At 48.7% G+C, this 18,704-nt stretch carries 13 protein-coding genes and 2 tRNA genes; 5 read left to right on the forward strand and 10 right to left on the reverse strand.

The window, feature by feature from the left end; genetic code table 11:
• Nucleotides 1–159: 159 nt before the first annotated feature.
• Together PTW35_RS13635 and PTW35_RS13640 are read left to right on the forward strand one after the other, a co-directional pair.
• Nucleotides 160–1,296 (forward strand): flagellar assembly protein FlgT, encoded by a 1,137-nt coding sequence (locus PTW35_RS13635; RefSeq protein ID WP_281025459.1) that lies wholly within the window; start codon nucleotides 160–162, stop codon nucleotides 1,294–1,296.
• 47 nt (nucleotides 1,297–1,343) lie between these two features.
• A tRNA-Arg gene (locus PTW35_RS13640) sits at nucleotides 1,344–1,420 on the forward strand.
• A 118-nt stretch (nucleotides 1,421–1,538) separates the two neighbouring features.
• Here the strand turns inward: PTW35_RS13640 and PTW35_RS13645 are convergent.
• From PTW35_RS13645 to gltX, 6 genes are all read right to left on the reverse strand, one after another.
• Nucleotides 1,539–3,239, reverse strand: coding sequence for a pyridoxal-dependent decarboxylase (locus PTW35_RS13645; protein WP_281025461.1), 1,701 nt, complete (start codon nucleotides 3,237–3,239; stop codon nucleotides 1,539–1,541).
• Nucleotides 3,240–3,356: 117 nt separating this feature from the next.
• Entirely contained in the window at nucleotides 3,357–5,264 is a 1,908-nt protein-coding gene (locus tag PTW35_RS13650) for a methyl-accepting chemotaxis protein (RefSeq protein ID WP_281025462.1), read from the reverse strand.
• A 555-nt stretch (nucleotides 5,265–5,819) separates the two neighbouring features.
• The gene (locus PTW35_RS13655) at nucleotides 5,820–6,578 is read right to left on the reverse strand and encodes a methyltransferase domain-containing protein (RefSeq protein WP_281025463.1); all 759 of its coding nucleotides are present in this window, start codon (nucleotides 6,576–6,578) and stop codon (nucleotides 5,820–5,822) included.
• A gap of 206 nt (nucleotides 6,579–6,784) precedes the next feature.
• Nucleotides 6,785–7,288 (reverse strand): hypothetical protein, encoded by a 504-nt coding sequence (locus PTW35_RS13660; protein WP_281025465.1) that lies wholly within the window; start codon nucleotides 7,286–7,288, stop codon nucleotides 6,785–6,787.
• A 296-nt stretch (nucleotides 7,289–7,584) separates the two neighbouring features.
• Nucleotides 7,585–7,660, reverse strand: a tRNA-Ala gene (locus tag PTW35_RS13665).
• 258 nt (nucleotides 7,661–7,918) lie between these two features.
• On the reverse strand, nucleotides 7,919–9,343 hold the full coding sequence (gene gltX / locus PTW35_RS13670; RefSeq protein ID WP_281025466.1) for a glutamate--tRNA ligase: 1,425 nt from the start codon (nucleotides 9,341–9,343) through the stop codon (nucleotides 7,919–7,921).
• 738 nt (nucleotides 9,344–10,081) lie between these two features.
• Between gltX and PTW35_RS13675 the strand changes: the two genes are divergently transcribed.
• Complete coding sequence (locus PTW35_RS13675; RefSeq protein WP_281025467.1) at nucleotides 10,082–10,282, forward strand: hypothetical protein; 201 nt, start codon at nucleotides 10,082–10,084, stop codon at nucleotides 10,280–10,282.
• A gap of 49 nt (nucleotides 10,283–10,331) precedes the next feature.
• Here the strand turns inward: PTW35_RS13675 and PTW35_RS13680 are convergent, their stop codons facing one another.
• The 4 genes from PTW35_RS13680 to zipA all read right to left on the reverse strand — a co-directional run bounded on the left by PTW35_RS13680 (nucleotide 10,332) and on the right by zipA (nucleotide 16,028).
• Complete coding sequence (locus PTW35_RS13680; RefSeq protein ID WP_281025468.1) at nucleotides 10,332–11,000, reverse strand: DUF2057 family protein; 669 nt, start codon at nucleotides 10,998–11,000, stop codon at nucleotides 10,332–10,334.
• A gap of 75 nt (nucleotides 11,001–11,075) precedes the next feature.
• Entirely contained in the window at nucleotides 11,076–12,122 is a 1,047-nt protein-coding gene (locus PTW35_RS13685) for a porin (protein WP_281025469.1), read from the reverse strand.
• A gap of 536 nt (nucleotides 12,123–12,658) precedes the next feature.
• Entirely contained in the window at nucleotides 12,659–14,674 is a 2,016-nt protein-coding gene (gene ligA, locus PTW35_RS13690; protein ID WP_281025470.1) for an NAD-dependent DNA ligase LigA, read from the reverse strand.
• A 130-nt stretch (nucleotides 14,675–14,804) separates the two neighbouring features.
• Nucleotides 14,805–16,028 carry a cell division protein ZipA gene (gene zipA / locus PTW35_RS13695; RefSeq protein WP_281025471.1) on the reverse strand — a complete coding sequence of 408 codons (1,224 nt, stop codon included), beginning with the start codon at nucleotides 16,026–16,028 and terminating at the stop codon, nucleotides 14,805–14,807.
• A gap of 427 nt (nucleotides 16,029–16,455) precedes the next feature.
• On the opposite strand from zipA, the gene cysZ reads away from it, so the two are divergent.
• Entirely contained in the window at nucleotides 16,456–17,229 is a 774-nt protein-coding gene (gene cysZ / locus PTW35_RS13700) for a sulfate transporter CysZ (RefSeq protein ID WP_281025472.1), read from the forward strand.
• A 294-nt stretch (nucleotides 17,230–17,523) separates the two neighbouring features.
• Nucleotides 17,524–18,492 carry a cysteine synthase A gene (gene cysK / locus PTW35_RS13705; protein WP_281025473.1) on the forward strand — a complete coding sequence of 323 codons (969 nt, stop codon included), beginning with the start codon at nucleotides 17,524–17,526 and terminating at the stop codon, nucleotides 18,490–18,492.
• Nucleotides 18,493–18,704: the final 212 nt, after the last annotated feature.

An 18,704-nucleotide genomic window follows, 5' to 3' on the forward strand; every position in this document is an offset into this window, starting at 1 on the left:
TTATTGCTAAACATAAAAAATCGGGAATACTCTTTGCATTACCTTTGAATACTATGAACGCCGCCATTCAATCTCATTACCGATAGTGGCACACTCGCTTCAACTCGTAAGCATCCAACTGATAGTTTTTTAGCAATTTTTATACCGAAAGTGGAAGGCATGATTAAAAAGATCCTCCTCATCATTAACAGCCTCTGGCTCATACTTGCCATGCCGGCAAATGCCGCGTGGTATGAAGTCACCGGCTCTGCGGTCATACTGCAAAGTGAAGAGCAAGCTCGCCAGAGCGCGCTGGAAGATGCCGTATTACAGGTGATCCGCTATGCCGGGGCCGATCTTTCCTCATTCAACCGCGTGAAGCCCTATCTCAAAAACAACCGCGAACATTACCAGTTCAGCGGCAGTGAACTGCGCCAAATCACGATAACCAAGACGAAGAAGAAAAGCGGCAACCTTTACCTGACAGCACAGATCGAAGTGTTCCCCTCGGCAAGAACTTGCCACAAGGTGCAATATAAAAAAGGACTATTACTCGGTGAATTTGACATCCGCTCGCCGCAACACGCCTCACTCGGCGGGATCTACCAGCTCGGGGATAGCTTTACCTCGGTATTGAAGCGCCAGCTGGAAACCCGCTCGCAAAGTTTCGTGGTGGCCGGCACCACCCGGGTCCAAATAAACCCAGGATACCCGAGTCAAATGGTGATGCTGGCCGAAGATCACGACGCCCAGTACATCATCAATGGCCAAATCACCGACCTGACCTCAACCTTGGATCAAAAACTGCTGCGCAGCGACAAAATCAACCGGCAATTTGCTGCCGAGCTACAGCTGCTGGACGGCAAAACAGGCGAAGTCCTAATGCAAAACCAGTACCGCGAAGTGGCCAACTGGCCGTTCTCCCGCACTAGCCAGGTCGATACCGGCAGCGCGCGCTTCTGGCAATCCGCCTACGGCCAGGCTATCCAGCGTGTCAGCCAAAACATGATGCTCGATCTGGAAAGCACGCTGGCCTGCCGCACCAATCTTCCGGAGGTTGTCCGCCACTATGGCAATACGGTCCATATCAATCAGGGCCGCAAGCATGGCGTCAAGCAAGGCGATCGGCTTGCCCTCTGGCACAGTGCCGGTTTTATCGATCAAAACGGGATCCCAAGGAACCGCATGGTCCAAACGGAGATCACCCTGGTTGTCGATCGGGTATACGAGAAGTCCGCCGAACTCAGTATCGAGCAAGCTGAGCTGGCCAACAGTATCCAGCCTGGTGATTTGCTGACCAAACAGATTGAAGATTAGGACTAATCACTTAATTTATTGATATTTTTTTGTATAATGACGGAACTGCTCCCTTAGCTCAGCTGGATAGAGCGTCCCCCTCCTAAGGGGAAGGCCACAGGTTCGACTCCTGTAGGGAGCGCCATCTTCGACAAAGGCCAGCCGGTTCTCACCGGCTGGCCTTTTTGTTGCCTTTGAATAATCAATAAAGCCAGCTCCGCAAGCCGACTTTATCGTTTGGCCCCTGTTACCCCGGATGCGGTTTAACAGTAATGGCGCATGAAGAGGTCAATCTGGCTGCGGCCCGTTGCCGGGTTCATGAACACCGCTTTTTCGCCCGGGATATAGGAATATTTTCCGGCCGTATTATAGGCAGAGCGCGAGATGAACTCGACCCAGTTGGTATACAGCCCCACTTTGCCCCTGCCCTTGAAGGCATTGCGGTGCCACTGGCTGTTCCTGCGCAGCAACTCCATATACTCAGGGTGGGTCATGCACTGCTGCTCTTTGGCAAACTCAGCAACCACATCATCGACCCACTGCGGATTATAGATGCGAAAGCCCACGCTCGGCCCTTGGTTTTCCGGGGCCATCAGCTTGACATTGCCCTGCTTAAGCAATTGGTGGCGGAAGTAGTTGGCGTTTTGCAGGCAGTGAGCGAGGATCGTTTGATAGCCTTCAATGCCCATGTACTTCAGCGCCGCATAGGCACCGAATACCCCTACCGCACCGCGTGAACACTCGATGGTCGATTGCAGGTGGGTCTGGCCCTGAAGATCATGCTCGAAATATGAGAAGTTCTCCGGCTCATTCTCCAGTGCCTTCATATCCTGCTTGTTCTTGATCATCACCAAACTGGAAGTGTAAGGAACATACCCCCACTTGTGGAAATCCACGGTAAACGAGTCGGCATACTTGAGCTCTTTCACCCGAGAGATCGTCCGCTCTATCCCCGCCAGAGTCACCGGGTTGATATCCAGGGGGTTACGCGCAAAGTCATAGTCGAGGAAGAAGATCATCGACCATCCAACGGCGGCATCGACATGAATATGTGGTGCCACCTCAACCTCATATTCTTCGCACAAGCGGTTACGCAGCTCATATACAGGTTTGATACGGTCAACAGCAAAGGTATCTGTGGTGCCCATCGTGACCATAATAGTCGGTACCCGACAATTGACCGCAAAGCATGCGCGCAGCTGACGCTCCAGATCCTCGTAATCCATATCGTGGCTGTCGGTCACTTTGATACGGATGGTTTTGTCTTTGATATCGACACCCAGCAGCGACAGGTTGGTCATATTAGAGTAATGGCCACCCTGCGAGTTGATAATACGGAAATCCGGTACCCGGCCCATACCGTGCTGCAGCGCCATCGGCAAAGATTTTCTCAGCCCCAACAGATAACCGTAAAGATTACAGAAGGTTCCTCCCTGGGTGAAAATACCGGTCGACTGCTCCGGATCGTAGCCAACCTGGTTGGCGATCTGGCGGATCACATATTTTTCCAGCTGATCTGCCATACCTGCATACTCGCTGTATGCCAGGTTGGGATTGGCCATCGCCCCCATCATCGAGCCATAGATAGCCGGATCACACGGCATGGTCACCACATTCTCCACCGATGACGGGTTCTCCCAGTCCTTCGACAGTGCTGCGGCAAAAGTCAGCATATCATCGGGCATGCCATTGGGTACCTGACGCTGCTGGGCAATCGAGGCATGGCCAGCCAGCTGCTGTTGCAGCGCCAGCCCATCGGGATACGCGGCAATCCGCTCATTCGGGTTGAGTTTCTGCTGACGGAACTGGTGAATGCGGTTTAGTCCTGGATCGGAAAAAATCGGCCATTTGGCGGGATCCCGAGAGAAATAATCAGCAAATGCAGCATCATAATGACGCTGAAATAGCGAGCTAAGCTGGTTGGCTTCACTATCGTGTAAAAGTGAAAGACAAGAGTCTGACATAGTAATACCTAATAACGTATTAGAGTTTGCTTGGGTGAGGATATGATGAAAAGGGATCTGTTGACCGATGCCATCTCAACCGGCATCAACGGTCAACAGCCCTTGCCTCAGGAAAAATTACGAGACCTTGAAATGCCCTACCATCGAGGCGAGTTCGGTATTGGCTTTCTTCAAATCTTGGGTGACAGCCAGCGTCTGCTCTCCACCCTGTACCAGCACATCGACAATATCGCGGATCGCCAGCATATTGTTGTTAACTTCTTGTGCAACGGCATTTTGCTCCTCTGCCGCCGTAGAGATCTGGCCGCTGAGGTGTTCGATATTACCCACCGCCCCGAACAGGGTTTCGAGGCTTCCCGATACCTCCGAGCTTGTGTCTGCCGCTTCTTTACAGCGCTCGCGGGTGCGCTCCATTGCGGTAACGACATTTTGAGTACCAGTTAACAGCTTGGTCAGCATTTCACCTATCTCGGAGGTGCTATGCTGAGTACGCCCTGCCAGCGCGCGCACCTCATCGGCGACAACAGCAAAACCGCGCCCTTGCTCCCCTGCCCGCGCGGCTTCTATTGCCGCATTCAAGGCCAGCAGGTTTGTCTGCTCGGCGATCTCGCCAATGACAGACAGAACGGCGCTGATCTGGTTAGCATCCTGATTCATGTTCTCGATATCAGCCGCCATAACATCAAACTCCTCGATCAGCGATGTGACGGTGCTGACCGAATGACTAACGATCCTCTGTGACTGGGTTGCTTCGGCGCTCGCACACTGGGTAATTTCTGTCGACTGCGAGATGCTCTGGGAGACAGATTTCGCGGCCTCGCTCATCTGGGTCATCGCCGTCACAACCTGCTCCGTCTCCTGGGAGTGCGCTCCCAGGCCATCCTTGCTTTGCTGTGCCGAGACACCAAGTTGCTCGATGCTGGCAGCAATACCTTGCGAAGCAAGATTAACCCGCAGCATCATCTGCTGGATGTTGCCGATAAACTGATTAAACCCTGCACCAATTTGTGCCAGATCGTCCTCCCCCTCAGCACTGAGGCGCTGAGTTAGATCTCCCTGCCCGCTGCTCAAGCTCTGGGCCGCCTGCTTCAGCCGCACCAACGGCTGGTAAATACGGTTAAGCAAGAGCGTCACGGCAATGGCACTGGCCAGAGTCAGCAACACAATGGCGATCACCGAACTGAAAATAGCATCGCGAACATCAGACAGTGCGGTGTATTCATCAATAAACACCATCATGGTCCAGTGAGAACCATCACCTAGCTCAACCCGTCTGAAATAGCCTTTGAAGTCGGTATCCAAGTAATGAATATCCAGCACCCCTTGCCTTTTGCTCGAGAAAGCGTCTTCAATAAATCGCCACGCCGGCGTGACCTGCGACGGCCGGTAGCCAATATCTGACGGGTCATCACTGGCGATAAACACATTGTTGCTGTCAGACAGGGTCGCGGCACCACCGGCAAAACGAACCTGGCCGATATGCTCGGTCAGCTCAGCCAGGGAAATATCCGCTGTCAGCACCCCTTCCTGGTTGGCGAGAGGCGTGGAGATACTGACCACCATTTCGCCGGAGACCAGATCTAGATAGGGATCACTGATCACTGTCGCGCCCTTGCGCATCGCATTTATGTACCAGTCACGCCCAATAAAGATATCCGAGATATCAAAGACACCATTATCGCCCCCCTCAGCGGCAAAGGTACGGCCATCCTGATAGGCCACGGCCAAGTTAGCAACACCGGCGCTTTTTGCCAACACGCGAACCAAGCTAAGATTTTCTTGCTGGGTTAACTCAGCGTTGAACTCAGTGCGGGAGTTACCCAGCAGGTCGAAGCGGGTCTGCATCCAGGTTTCGATCTCTCTGACGTGCGATGCCAGTATTTCTTCAGTCGCACTGGTGAGTGATGCCACCATATTTCGCTGCAGGCTATTAATATTAACAATACCGAGCGTGGTCAAACAGACAGCCATCAACAACATCACTGTCAGATGTATCCGCGCTTTAAATCCAAGTTTCAGTTTCATCGTGCAAACAATACCAAACATAAGTGCCAACCAATCAAGGCAGCACCAATCAAAAAAAAGCATGCTCTATCCAAGTATGCATGCTATGAGTACGCAATCTACTGTTCTGCTCTGCGTTTCAACTCAACGGCCACGGTAGACAATTCATCCCAAAGGAAGGAGGAACGGCCTGCCATTGCAATTTCTAACCTGATGCATCAGGCATAGCTAACTAGTTACAGCGACCAAGCTTCTTCAGTGGTTAAATTTACGAACGCTATATAAAATCATGCCCATATGGAATAATTTGACATATACCCCCAGCACGCACTAATAAGTCAATATTATTGACCAGATAAATATACATTGTAATGAGATAATAAAATCAGATGTTCGGAAAATTGTAACGTCTCGTTGCGAGTAGCCATACCTAGCCACCCAAAGTGCAGGGAACAAACATTGAGATACGCATAATGCGGTATGGAAAGGCCATCCCCGGGAGGTGGTCTATGTGGAACAAAGCCAGCAATTGAGGCTACCTGGCAGTGACCTACTAACAGCCGGACAGGCAGCCCATCACTGACGGCTAGTGATAATATAGATATTGATCACTCCATCTAAAGCAGTCTGGTTGAGTCTCAGCAACCTAACTAATTGATATGTAAGATAGAGCTTAGGCCACTCAGAAAAGTTGACAGGCCGAGTGCCATAACTCTCTTTGTAAATGACTTCAAGGCCAAAGTCATTCAACGTCAGTGAAAATAACCAGTCAGGCACCATAGTTATATGGCCTCCATGACTATAGTAATCCTCGTTGAAGTATGGGTATGTTCCTTTGCAAATCAGTTCCGAAATGGCTTGATTAGAAGATATATTTGGTGTTGAAAGAAACAGTACCCCACCCGGCTTCAGCAATCTTTGGCAATTCTGGATAAATACCCGTGTATTTTCCAAGTGCTCGATAATTTCAATCGCAGTAATAACATCAAAGCGTTCATAGAACTGCTCAGAAAATGACGAATTCAGATCCATACAACGAAAGTTAATTTCTGACTTGTCCGGTCGAAAGTTCTCTTCAACGATATCAACAGATGTAACACTGGCTCCCATATCTTTCAAACGCAAGGATAGCGCGCCTGAGCCTGCAGCAATATCGAGAACATTTGATTTTGCTACCGCTGTATAATCCGCAATAAGCTCACCAACCCTACCGTGCAATCCTTTAAATGCATGGATCGGCAGCCCTTTGTAGCTGTCAGCGGTTGCAGTTTTACCTTCTGCGGTGTCTTTGTATAGCTGAATAAATTTTGGATTACTCTTATTGAAATCCTGCATGAACAACTCTCTCTGTCATCATAACCTCGTTTTCCGAGCGATTTGCCAACGATAGAAAGCCATTCCATGGCTTTCGAAATAGCACTAATCAAGGTGTTCGGGACACAAGCTAAAAACAAAGAGTAGAAAAAAAGATTGCGAGACTCAGGACAAATTTCAAGAAAAAACGACTAAATGCTTCAATGAGACAAAGCTTCCCATATAGCTTACATAGTAAAATCTATACTGATATATAAATTACCTAACTGCCCCAGTTCATGCTCTTTCCAATCATCGCGCGTATCGAACACCCGATAGCCAAAATCAACACTGGTCTCGGTGCTGAACCGGTAACGAATGCCGGTTTGCCCGCCAAAGGTCCAGTCATTTTTATCATGAAGGCCAAATTTGTACCCCAGGCTGCCACCGCCAAACACTTGCCAGTTCCCACTATCGGTAAACGGATATAAATAATCATAAGCAAAATGGATACTGGTTACCCCCGACGAGAAACCATGGGAGTAATTCGCGGCGATTCGATGCTTGTCATCGAAAATCGCCCCAAGACGAAAAACCGGCTCAAACTCTATTGGCGACTCATATTTCGTCCCATCTGTTATTCCTATCCCGACAAATGACTGGGAATCTTTCGTGTTAGCAGCCGAGACTGTAGCAGAGCAAGAAAGTACGCAGGCAACTAGCATCCCCTGATGAAGCCAATTTTTACCCATAATAAAAAACACCGTTTAAAATAATGAGCCAAAACTACCGCAACACGTATTGATGAAAAAGGTCAGAGGGTATTAATTCACATAAAAGATCGGTGAAAGGACGGCGGAACCATGTGCGGGATAAGCAAAAAAGCTAAAAAGATCTATACCCAAGCAAGCTCAAGATGCAGGTTCAGCGAGAATTTATAAGCTTATAGACAAAGCATTGCATGCGCTGACAACCCTCTGAATCCTGCACATTGAGGTAACTTGGGTATAAATACGAAAAAACCCCGCCTAAGCGAGGTTTTAAAATTTGGTGGAGCTAGGCGGGATCGAACCGCCGACCTCTTGCATGCCATGCAAGCGCTCTCCCAGCTGAGCTATAGCCCCAAATCTTGAGGCTGATAATAAAAACTTAGTTAAATCATGTCAATAGGGGCAGTTCTAACAATGAAAGCAAAGCGCTTATTTCGTGATAAAAATCACACTCCAAGCCAACTAAACGCTCAAAAAACAATCATTAGTCATTGATATATAGGCTTTTTAAAAGTTAACAACCCATCTATCAATACGAACGAGTCTATTAACTATCAAAAAAAACGGAAGAGCCTTGCTCTTCCGTTTCTTGTTATCACCAGCTAAACCAGATTAGCTATTGGCTTCACGCTCAGCGATGAACGCCAACGCCATCTTGATACGAGCCGCAACGCGCTCTTTACCAATCAGCTGCATGACCGCATCAACCGATGGAGACTGGCCTTGACCAGTCACAGATACGCGCAATGGCATACCCACTTTACCCATACCTAGCTCAAGCTCTTCACACGTTTCTTTGATCACATTATGAAGGTTTTCAGTTGTCCACTCTTCCAGAGCTTCAACTTTAGCCAAAGCCAGCTCAAGCGCTTCTTTCGCAACTGGACGCAGGTGCTTCTTCGCCGCGCCAGCTTCAAACTCGCTAAAGTCCTGGTAGAAGTAACGAGACTGCTCAGCAAGCTCAATCAGAGTATTACAACGCTCGCCGACCAGCTTGATCACATCAGTTACCGCCGGGCCTTGAGAAGAATCGATTTCTTTCTGATCCAAGTGCCACTGCAGGTACTTGGCAACATACTCAGGCTCTGCCGTCTTAATGTAGTGGTTGTTCAACCACAGCAGTTTGTCTGTATTGAACGCAGACGCTGACTTGCTGATTGAGTCTAGGCTAAATAGCTTGATCATTTCTTCTAGCGAGAAGATTTCCTGATCACCGTGCGACCAACCCAAGCGAACCAGGTAGTTAAGAAGAGCCTGAGGCAGGTAGCCTTCGTCACGGTATTGCATCACGCTTACCGCGCCATGGCGCTTAGATAGCTTCGCACCATCATCACCCAGAATCATTGCACAGTGTGCAAACTCAGGCACAGGTGCGCCTAGCGCTTCGTAAATATTGATCTGACGCGGGGTGTTGTTAATGTGGTCTTCACCACGAACAACTTGGGTGATACCCATGTCCCAGTCATCGACAACAACACAGAAGTTGTACGTCGGGCTGCCATCAGTACGGCGAATGATAAGATCATCCAGCTCGCTATTAGCAATTTCAATACGGCCACGAACGTGATCATCAAACACCACCGTACCCTCTTTAGGGTTACGGAAGCGGATAACAAACGGAGACTCTTCCGTCGCCGCAGCATTCGCCGCCATAATCTTAGGGTGGTTAGCATCGTAGCGAGGCTTCAAGCCCGCAGCCATCTGCTCTTCACGAATTTCGTCCAACAGCTCTTTCGGGCAGTAACACTTGTACGCCTTATCTTCAGCAAGCAATTGATCAATTAGCTGGTTGTAACGATCAAAACGTTTGGTCTGGTAGTAAGGACCTTCATCCCAATCCAAGCCCAACCATTCCATACCTTCAAGAATGGCATCGATCGCTTCCTGTGTAGAGCGTTCCAGGTCAGTGTCTTCGATACGAAGCACAAATTCGCCACCCATGTGTTTAGCAAACAACCAAGAATATAGAGCCGTACGTGCACCACCTACGTGCAAAAAGCCTGTTGGGCTCGGTGCAAAGCGAGTTTTAACCGTCATTGAACATTACCTAGTTTATGGATAGGCAGGGGCGCGAGAAGCACGCCACTGCAAAAAATATGGCGGATATTCTATCACTGTTAACCAAATCTACAATCTTATCTCTTTGAAGAAGGGCTATCAGGTAAACACCCCTCACAACTCGTCGCTTCCGAGCAGCCATTTTGCGTCCCTACGGATCCCCAAGGAGCCTCATGATGCTTAGCTTAGCGAGAATGACCTGATTGATAGGCAAGCAGGAACAGGATTATAAGCAACAGAAGAGATGCTTTCATTGCAACAACAATAAAATGGCTCACACTTGTACTTTTTTAAACACCTAAAAGTTCACAATGGTAATCCCTTAGCCCCAGTTATCTTAAAAATAAAACCTCATGAATAGATTAATAATTTTTCTTATTAATTTACTCGGCAAAAATAATAGCTAGAAAAAAACAACGATGACGGGAGAATTAAAAACGAAAATAAACGTCTAAATAAAAAGTATGCGCCTCTATATCAACACGCGCAGCCTCGCCAGCAGAAAAACACAAAGCACTGAATAAAAAGAAAAAAACATCAAACAACAAATCTACACTTAATTAATTGTATAAATTTAGGTCAATTTTCGAAATTTTTTTGACCTTTTCCTTTTCCTATACATAAACTGAAATGAAGCGATAAGCAACGGAGTTAATTATCTGAATTTAAGCAATGGACGGCTTGCTCTCTTACATCTAATGACTAATTGAGGTTTGTATGAAAAGTGTAATTGTTGTAGCAATGGCCACATTATTATTTATGTCAGGTAATGCCATGGCTAATTCAAGTTCTGGCTCTCAAGGAGCTAAAGCGGCATCTGAAGCTGGTCCTTGGATCGACTGCATCCTGCCAGATGGTAAGGTCGAATATATGCCCCTGATGATTTGCAAGCTTCAGAAAAATGGAAAAGTTAAATAGTTATTCGAGACGGGAGTGGTCACCCACTCCCACAAAATCATTGTAAGAATTATTGGGACTGCGCCCAACGCAGAAAAGCTTGTTTCTGCTCTATGGGCAAGCGCAGGTAATCTGCCTGAAGCAGGATCAGTGCATTATCGCCATTCGCAGTAGCATTACTTTCACCTACCTTAACGACAGCGGCAGGAACAACAGCTTTACCGGATGTTGTTTTCATTTCCAGTTTCGGACGAGGATCCTCTGCCACAAAACCTTGTGCAATATTATATTCTTCCAGCTCTTTGACATGATCACGCATCATGCCGGAGCTTCGTAACAAGATCCCCTGATGAAAAGCATCAAAGGACTTCCCTGCTTGATCAATTTTCATTGAAGGGTTTTTATCAAATCCATTGATATGTTGCTCTCGAACAATATGGCGGCTGGGCTTCACCAACAGCTCAGTATCTGCAACGTCAAAAGTCACTACCACTGGCTCTGATCGGAATTTTTTATATTCACCACTATATGAAACCAGCTTTGAAAGCCTAACAACTAATTGATTCGGTCCATTTTCCAAGGTAATGGTTTCCGGGCTCATAGCAAGCTTTCCCATCGCCTCACCATTGGCGACCAGCAGCTCTAAATCTTTATCAAATGAAACCTCTACTGCCGCATTCGCAATTCCGGCAGATAATAACGCAGTTGTGGCAATAAAGGTTTTCAGTATTTTATTCATATCTACCCCTTGGAAGAAAAAAGCGAGCATCTAACCCCGATGCTCGCATATTGATTATACCGTCACTAGAGAGGCTTAGAAGTAGTATTCCGCACCTAGCAGTACACGCGTACCGTCATGCTCATCGCTGTTACCTAGCATGTCGTAGTTACGCACATCCAAGAACAGGTATGTGCTTGGTAGCAAGTAACCTAGACGACCAGTGATAGCTTGAGAAGCCGTATCCTTAGTGAATACGCCATTGTCATCACGATCTACAGCTTTGTCTGCATCGTTTGTTGCTGCGTAACCAATCTTGTAGACCCACTTGTCGTTCATGATGTACTGAGCTGTAACAGAGTACGCATCTTGCTTGTTATCAGTACGGTCATTCCACATTGGCTTATACGCTGCTGTGAACTGGAAGTTATCAACCCACACTGTACCACCGATGATAGCGTAGGAAACATCACCATCCTTCTCACCGTCCGAGTTGGTGAAAGAGCCTTGGTTGTAATAACCAGCATGGATATTAAATAGATCAGTGGTATAACCTGCCGCGATACTTGCAACCAGAGCATCGTTAGTATCAGTCATGCCACTCATTGTAGCCTGCATCTTGAAACCGCCCCAGTTAGCCGAATCGTAGCGAATCACATCGTTAGCACGATCCTGGAAACCTGCGCCGATGGCATTGTGCCAGTCAAACACGTTACCTAGGCCAGGGTTTGAGTGTGGCCAGTCAACATAATCGTAAGCCGCAACTAGCTGACGACCGATTTTGATTTGACCGAAGTTATCAAACTCAAGCCCCAAGTATGTATCACGGCCACCGAAGGCACCTTGACCGTCAGCATTACCTTCGCGGTTCCATGCGTTACCAGTCTCGATTTGCCAAATAAAGTGAGGGGCAAAGTTGTCGTACGAAACCTTACCGCGAAGACCGATACGAGATTCGATTTCGACAACTGTGTTGTCATCCGCACCTTTGGCATCAGCTGACCAGTACTGCAAGCTACCCGCAGCCTGTCCGTAAAGGACAACATTTTCACCCATCAATTCGATAGCTGCATTTGCACTGCCTGCCATTGCAGTCATTGCAACAGCTGCACCAAGAAGGGAACGTTTGAACATTTTATCCATGGAAAAACTCCTAAAAATACTAGCTGTGTTTACTTGTGCCCAAAAGGTTGGCCGCCGTGGGCAACAAGTAACTCTCCCGATATGTCAGCCGGATGGATACTCCGACCAATTCATATTTTTTAGTTCTGAGTTGAACTGCTGTTTAACTTCACCCCTAAGACTACTTTCACAACAAAAAACATCAAATAGAACTTAATTTATTCTTCGAAAAATATGACTCAGTGCAAACTTTGAGCTGATTAGTGATCCGGATCAACCCAGCAATTACACACTCTCCGAAACAACAAAAAAACCTTTATTTTCAGCAGTATATAAATACAAATCTTGGTGTTTTATCATTGAAAGCAAATTTTGGCCAGCTCTTGTGAAATTGATTACATCCATTCAACACAACTGAATCAAGCAAAAAAAAGCTAAAGAGTTCGAGGTAAAAAATAACCATAAAAAAAGTCATACACATAAAAAAAACGGCTCTAAAGACATACCTTTAGAGCCGTTTAACGTTAATTTCGTCAATAAATTATATTTTGACGTTTTTAACGAGCCATGAAATCTACCAGTGCCTGCTCATCCCAAACTTCAATGCCAAGCTCTTGAGCTTTAACGAGTTTTGACCCTGCAGCCTCCCCGGCCACAAGCAAATCTGTCTTCTTCGACACACTGCCCGTCACTTTGGCACCAAGGTTCTGCAGAGCGGCTTTAGCCTCCGAGCGCGTTAGCTGCGACAAGCTTCCGGTCAAAACCACCGTCTTGCCATCTAGAGGCAATTCAGCATCATCATCGCGCTTTTCAATCGCCGGCCAGTGAATACCGACCTCGATAAGCTCCTTGATCACGGTCAGGTTGTGCTCTTCGCGGAAGAAGTTGTAGACATGGGCAGCAACAATCTCCCCCACATCCTGAACTTTAACCAGCTGCTCTTTGCTTGCCGACTCAATGGCTGGCAAGGTTTCGAAGTGGGAGGCCAAATTAGCGGCAGTGGCCTCGCCTACCTCGCGAATACCAAGTGAATACAAGAAACGCGGCAACGTGGTCAGTTTGGAAGCAGACAAGGAATCCACCAGCTTTTGCGCAGACTTCGGTCCCATTCGTTCCAGCACCGTCAACACCCCGGCCGATAGCTTGAACAAATCAGCCGGTGTTGCCACCATCTCACGGTCCACCAGCTGCTCAATGATTTTTTCGCCACAGCCATCAACATCCAGAGCCTTACGAGAAACAAAGTGCTTCAAGGCTTCTTTGCGCTGCGCCTGACAGAACAGGCCACCGGAGCAACGGGCAACGGCTTCGCCTTCTACTCGTTCCACCTTGGATTCACATACCGGGCAAGATTCCGGGAAAATAATCGGCTTTGCATCAGCCGGACGGCGCGACTCCACCACCGAGGCAATCTGCGGGATCACATCACCGGCACGTCGGATCACCACCGTATCCCCCACCATGACGCCAAGGCGGGCAATTTCATCGGCATTGTGCAGCGTGGCATTACTTACCGTCACCCCACCGACAAAAACAGGTTCCAGTTTTGCCACCGGGGTGATGGCACCGGTGCGGCCAACTTGGAACTCTACGTTGTTCAGTGTGGTCAGCTCTTCCTGCGCCGGAAACTTATACGCGATCGCCCAACGCGGGGCACGGGCAACAAAGCCGAGCTGCTGCTGAATGGCGATATCGTCAACTTTGATCACCACACCGTCAATTTCATAAGGCAACGCTTCACGCTTGTTGCCAATTTCCTGATGGTAAGCAATCACTTCATCCATAGTGGCAAGCTGGCGGATTTCAGGACACATCGGCAAACCCCAGCCTTTCAGCTGGACCAAGCGATCATACTGACTCGGCGACAGCTCCATCCCTTCAACCACGCCCACGGAGTAGGCATAAAAGCTCAGAGGTCGGGTAGCGGTGATCTTAGAGTCCAACTGGCGCAGGCTGCCCGCCGCCGCGTTTCGCGGGTTGGCAAAGGTCTTCTCGCCTTTCTTGAGCGCTTTTTCATTCAACGCTTCAAAGCCTTTTTTCGGCATGAAAACTTCGCCGCGGACTTCCAACCGCTCAGGCCAGCCCTCGCCACGAAGCTTCAAGGGTATCGAGCGGATGGTACGAACATTTTCGGTAATGTTTTCACCCGTCGTCCCATCACCGCGGGTCGCGGCCTGTGTCAGTACCCCGTTCTCATACATCAAACTTACAGCCAGGCCATCCAGTTTCGGCTCACAGCAATAAGTCAGCGAGGATTCAGACAGTAGACGATCCAGCATGCGCTTCTCAAACGCCTGCAGATCATCATCATTGAATGCATTATCGAGAGATAGCATGGGGATTTCATGGGTGATCTGGGTAAAACCATCAAGCGGTTTGCCACCGACGCGCTGACTTGGTGAATCGACCGTCACCAACGCTGGATTTTCAGCCTCAATCGCCAGCAACTGCTGCATCATGCGGTCATATTCTGCATCCGGGATCTCCGGATTGTCCTCTACGTAATAACGGTGACCGTGATAGGCAAGAAGTTCGCGCAGCTCATCGAGCTGCTGCTGAATGTCGTGGCTCATATGTGTACCTGTTCTAAAACCAAGCCGGTTTACCCGCAGGGAAAGCGCTTGGAAAAGGATATAAAAAAACAAAGCCCCTTATACCGTTATGTATAAAGGGCCAAGTTGTATTGTTCTAGACTAGTGCGGCTTAATTAACAGTATAGCGCTGGGCTTTGTCGCGATAGCCGCTAATGCGGTGTGGCGTGATGAGATTACGCTCGTGATCGAGTACGTCGCCACCCAGGCTGTCGGCAATGCGCTGAACAGTTTGCAGCATCAGGTTGAAATTCTGATCAGCGCGGCCGATCTCACAAGGCAGCATCAAATAGAAAGCCACTCCCGGCGTTTCGAAGCTATCGCTTCCCCCTTCAGGGAAGTGGGCAGGATGCACCATGTTCGTCACGCTAAAGATAGCCGGTCCAGTTCCCGCCGCATCCGCATGGCGATGGTAAACAGAGTTTTCACCAAAAATCAGATGATTTTGCTCAAACGCATTGAACAGACGGCTACCACGGAACAACTCACCATTACGGGCATGAACATTCAATACCAAGTAATCGGGAGGAAGGACTTCTTTCTCGGCTGGTTTCTGCGGCTCCTCAACAGGCGCTGTTGAGTCAACAACAGGTTCTTCAGCCACAACGGGGACAGAAACCTCGGCATGCTCCGCCTCAGTGTGTGATCCAGTAGCATCAAGCGCGCACGTCACTGGCTCCGGGGCTGACATTGCAGGTTCAGCAGAAGCAGATTGCGGCGAATTAGATTCAACTGCGGAAGCACCGGCTTGTTCGGCCGCTGCCAGCAATGAGTTGTCAAGTACCGGCTCGTCGTCAGCCGTGACTTGCTCAGCTCTTGCGACATCAAGAACCGGCTCCACTTTCTCAATCTCCGGAGCTGATTGCTCCTGAGGAAGTGAGTGACTTGGCTGCTCTGCTACGACAACACTTTCTGTCTGCGAAGGAGTCTGTTCAGGAACTGGCGTTTGCGCAAACACAGGCTTATCAACACGCGTTACCGTTGCTGGTGCACTTTGCCCAGCAACCGGAGAGGCCGCAGCAACCACTGGTTGCTCCTGTGTCGTTCCGTCCAGCAATGGGTCAACATCCAGTTTCGCACCAAAGTGCAATTCTGGTTCTTTCCTTTCTTGACGAGGCGCTTCAGCCTTGAGGGGCTCAGAGCCAACAACTCTAACGCTACCAACCCCATCCTTATCAAAACCTTCCGAATCTCGGGTAGCCTTATCCAACTTCCCCAGTGGCTTCTCACCAAATTTAGCAGGCTTTTCCTTCCTGCTGCTCCACAAGCCGTGAAGCAACAACCCTGCAATGGCAAGAGCACCGACAATAATAAGAACCAGACGCAATTCCTGCATATGAATACTCTGAATTTACTTGTAACCCATTACCGGGTAAATCAACATCCAGATTACATCCACTGATAAAACCAGTGTGTAACCTCTACTACTTAGCTTGGCACTTTTTTATCACAGCCTGACATGGCGTTATGACAATACAGTGCAAATTTAAAAGCCAACATCAGCCCTTTACTGAAGCAGTATACAACAGTCATTATGGACTTAACTTAACTCTAATGTATCAAAACTCAAATCAGAATGAGAAGGTGAATGTCGTTATTCGTGCAAGATAGTGCTACCGTGCACAAAAATGTACAAGCTTTGACCACTTTTTCCGCCAGCCGAGGCACTCGACACGGCGTTAATTTGCTTACAGCAACGATTCACCGTTACTATCACTGCCAATACCAAAACATAAATTCTCGTTTCTTGCCAAGGAGCCTATATGCAATCACCCCGGCAACCCCACCCTCAACTCTCTGCCCCGCTGAGTGGTGCCGGTTATTTCTTTCGCGGTATTTCACTGGCGACCCAGCCGGGCACGCGACGCTTCGTTCTGTTTCCGCTGCTGATCAATATCGTGTTGTTCGGCACAGCCTTTGGGTTGGTCCTAAGCCAACTTGGTACCTGGATTGATGGTTGGATGAACCAACTACCAAGCTGGCTAGACTGGCTGTCTTATCTGCTGTGGCCCCTGCTTGCCATCGCTACCTTGGTGACCTTCTCTTATCTGTTCAGTACCATTGCCAACTGGATTGCCGCACCATTCAATGGCCTGCTAGCCGAGCACCTGGAAGCAAAACTGACGGGACAGAAGGCGCCGGACACCGGTATCACCGGCGTGATGAAAGATCTGCCACGTATCATGCACCGCGAGTGGGTGAAACTGAAATATTACCTGCCAAAGGCGATCGGGCTGTTCATTTTGCTATGGATCCCGGCCATTGGCCAAACCATCGGCCCGGTACTGTGGTTCCTGTTCAGCGCTTGGATGATGAGTATCCAGTATGCTGACTACCCGTTTGATAACCACAAAGTGCCATTTCCGGCCATGCGCGATGCGCTGAAAACCAAGCGCGGCACCTCGCTGAGCTTCGGCAGCCTGGTGATGCTGTTTACCATGACTCCGGTTCTCAACCTGTTTGTCATGCCGGTTGCGGTATGCGGCGCGACAGCCATGTGGGTCGACCATTACCGTGATCAGCATAGGCATTATTGATTTAGATCCTAGAGGCTGGAACCTAGTTCCTGGATAGTTCTGGGGGCTGGGTTCTAGGTTGATATGTTCTAACCTCCGTTTTCCCTAGGACCCGGGACCATTGATTCCCAGGCCCAGCTACCAGTAACCCACCGACTTGCGCGAAATTCGCCCCCCAGCCTTAGTCACTTGGCTAACCATACTGATGTTTCCATATAACAATAAGATATAACTACAAATTACTTTGCAAACGCCGTTTAAGGGTTATGCTTAACGTGTCTTATGTTTTTAACGCGTTACGAAGGAACGACAACAATGAGCAAGATTTACGAAGATAACTCCCTAACAATCGGTAATACTCCGCTCGTTCGCCTTAACCGAGTCAGTAAAGGTAACGTATTGGCTAAAATTGAGGCTCGCAACCCTAGCTTCAGCGTAAAGTGTCGTATCGGTGCCAATATGATTTGGGATGCCGAGAAAAAAGGCATTTTGAAAGAAGGTGTCGAGCTTGTTGAACCAACAAGTGGCAATACCGGTATTGCTCTTGCTTTTGTTGCCGCCGCACGTGGTTATAAGCTAACCCTAACCATGCCTGAGAGCATGAGCCTTGAGCGTCGTAAGCTACTAAAAGCCCTAGGTGCAAACCTTGTACTGACCGAAGCGCCGAAAGGAATGAAAGGGGCTATCGAGAAGGCGGAAGAAATTGTCGCCTCCAACCCTAACAAATACCTGCTGCTGCAGCAGTTCAACAATCCAGCTAACCCAGAGATCCACGAAAAGACCACCGGCCCCGAGATTTGGGATGCCACTGATGGCGAAATCGATGTCTTTGTCTCAGGCGTGGGAACAGGTGGTACACTGACTGGTGTAAGCCGCTACATCAAGCAGCAGAAAGGCAAGGCTATCACCACAGTTGCGGTGGAGCCAACCGAGTCACCCGTGATCACCCAGGCGCTTAATGGCGAAGAAATCAAGCCGGCTCCTCACAAGATCCAGGGCATCGGTGCTGGCTTTATCCCCGGCAACCTCGACCTTGATTTAATTGACGAAGTTGAGCGCGTGAGCTCGGAAGATGCAATCGATATGGCTCGCCGCCTAATGGAAGAAGAAGGTATCTTGGCAGGCATTTCCTCTGGCGCAGCAGTAGTAGCAGCAAATCGCATTGCTGAACGCCCGGAGTATGCAGGTAAAAATATTGTTGTAGTGCTACCGAGTTCAGGTGAGCGTTACCTGTCATCAGCCCTGTTTGCCGGTATCTTTACCGACAAAGAAACCCAACAGTGATCACACTTTTAGGTGTTACCACTCTGATTGTTACCCAAAAGCCTCCCTCTGGGGGGCTTTTTTGTTGCATTTTGCCCCTAGCTTTAATATAAATCCGTTGTGTTTTATTTCTAGCTTCAAAATAAAGCGGTCAAAAATCGGACGGCCAGAGGTTGGAACAGAGAGAAAAGTCACAAAAAATTGACTTGGATTAATCTCAAACACCGAACTGT

Origin of the sequence: Photobacterium sp. DA100 (assembly GCF_029223585.1) — a bacterium.
Taxonomy (GTDB): Bacteria; Pseudomonadota; Gammaproteobacteria; order Enterobacterales; family Vibrionaceae; genus Photobacterium.

Coding starts and splice junctions, on each gene's coding strand:
- PTW35_RS13635 (WP_281025459.1), top strand. CDS start 160: ATGATTAAAAAGATCCTCCTCATCATTAACAGCCTCTGGCTCATACTT.
- PTW35_RS13645 (WP_281025461.1), bottom strand. CDS start 3,239: ATGTCAGACTCTTGTCTTTCACTTTTACACGATAGTGAAGCCAACCAG.
- PTW35_RS13650 (WP_281025462.1), bottom strand. CDS start 5,264: ATGAAACTGAAACTTGGATTTAAAGCGCGGATACATCTGACAGTGATG.
- PTW35_RS13655 (WP_281025463.1), bottom strand. CDS start 6,578: ATGCAGGATTTCAATAAGAGTAATCCAAAATTTATTCAGCTATACAAA.
- PTW35_RS13660 (WP_281025465.1), bottom strand. CDS start 7,288: ATGGGTAAAAATTGGCTTCATCAGGGGATGCTAGTTGCCTGCGTACTT.
- gltX (WP_281025466.1), bottom strand. CDS start 9,343: ATGACGGTTAAAACTCGCTTTGCACCGAGCCCAACAGGCTTTTTGCAC.
- PTW35_RS13675 (WP_281025467.1), top strand. CDS start 10,082: ATGAAAAGTGTAATTGTTGTAGCAATGGCCACATTATTATTTATGTCA.
- PTW35_RS13680 (WP_281025468.1), bottom strand. CDS start 11,000: ATGAATAAAATACTGAAAACCTTTATTGCCACAACTGCGTTATTATCT.
- PTW35_RS13685 (WP_281025469.1), bottom strand. CDS start 12,122: ATGGATAAAATGTTCAAACGTTCCCTTCTTGGTGCAGCTGTTGCAATG.
- ligA (WP_281025470.1), bottom strand. CDS start 14,674: ATGAGCCACGACATTCAGCAGCAGCTCGATGAGCTGCGCGAACTTCTT.
- zipA (WP_281025471.1), bottom strand. CDS start 16,028: ATGCAGGAATTGCGTCTGGTTCTTATTATTGTCGGTGCTCTTGCCATT.
- cysZ (WP_281025472.1), top strand. CDS start 16,456: ATGCAATCACCCCGGCAACCCCACCCTCAACTCTCTGCCCCGCTGAGT.
- cysK (WP_281025473.1), top strand. CDS start 17,524: ATGAGCAAGATTTACGAAGATAACTCCCTAACAATCGGTAATACTCCG.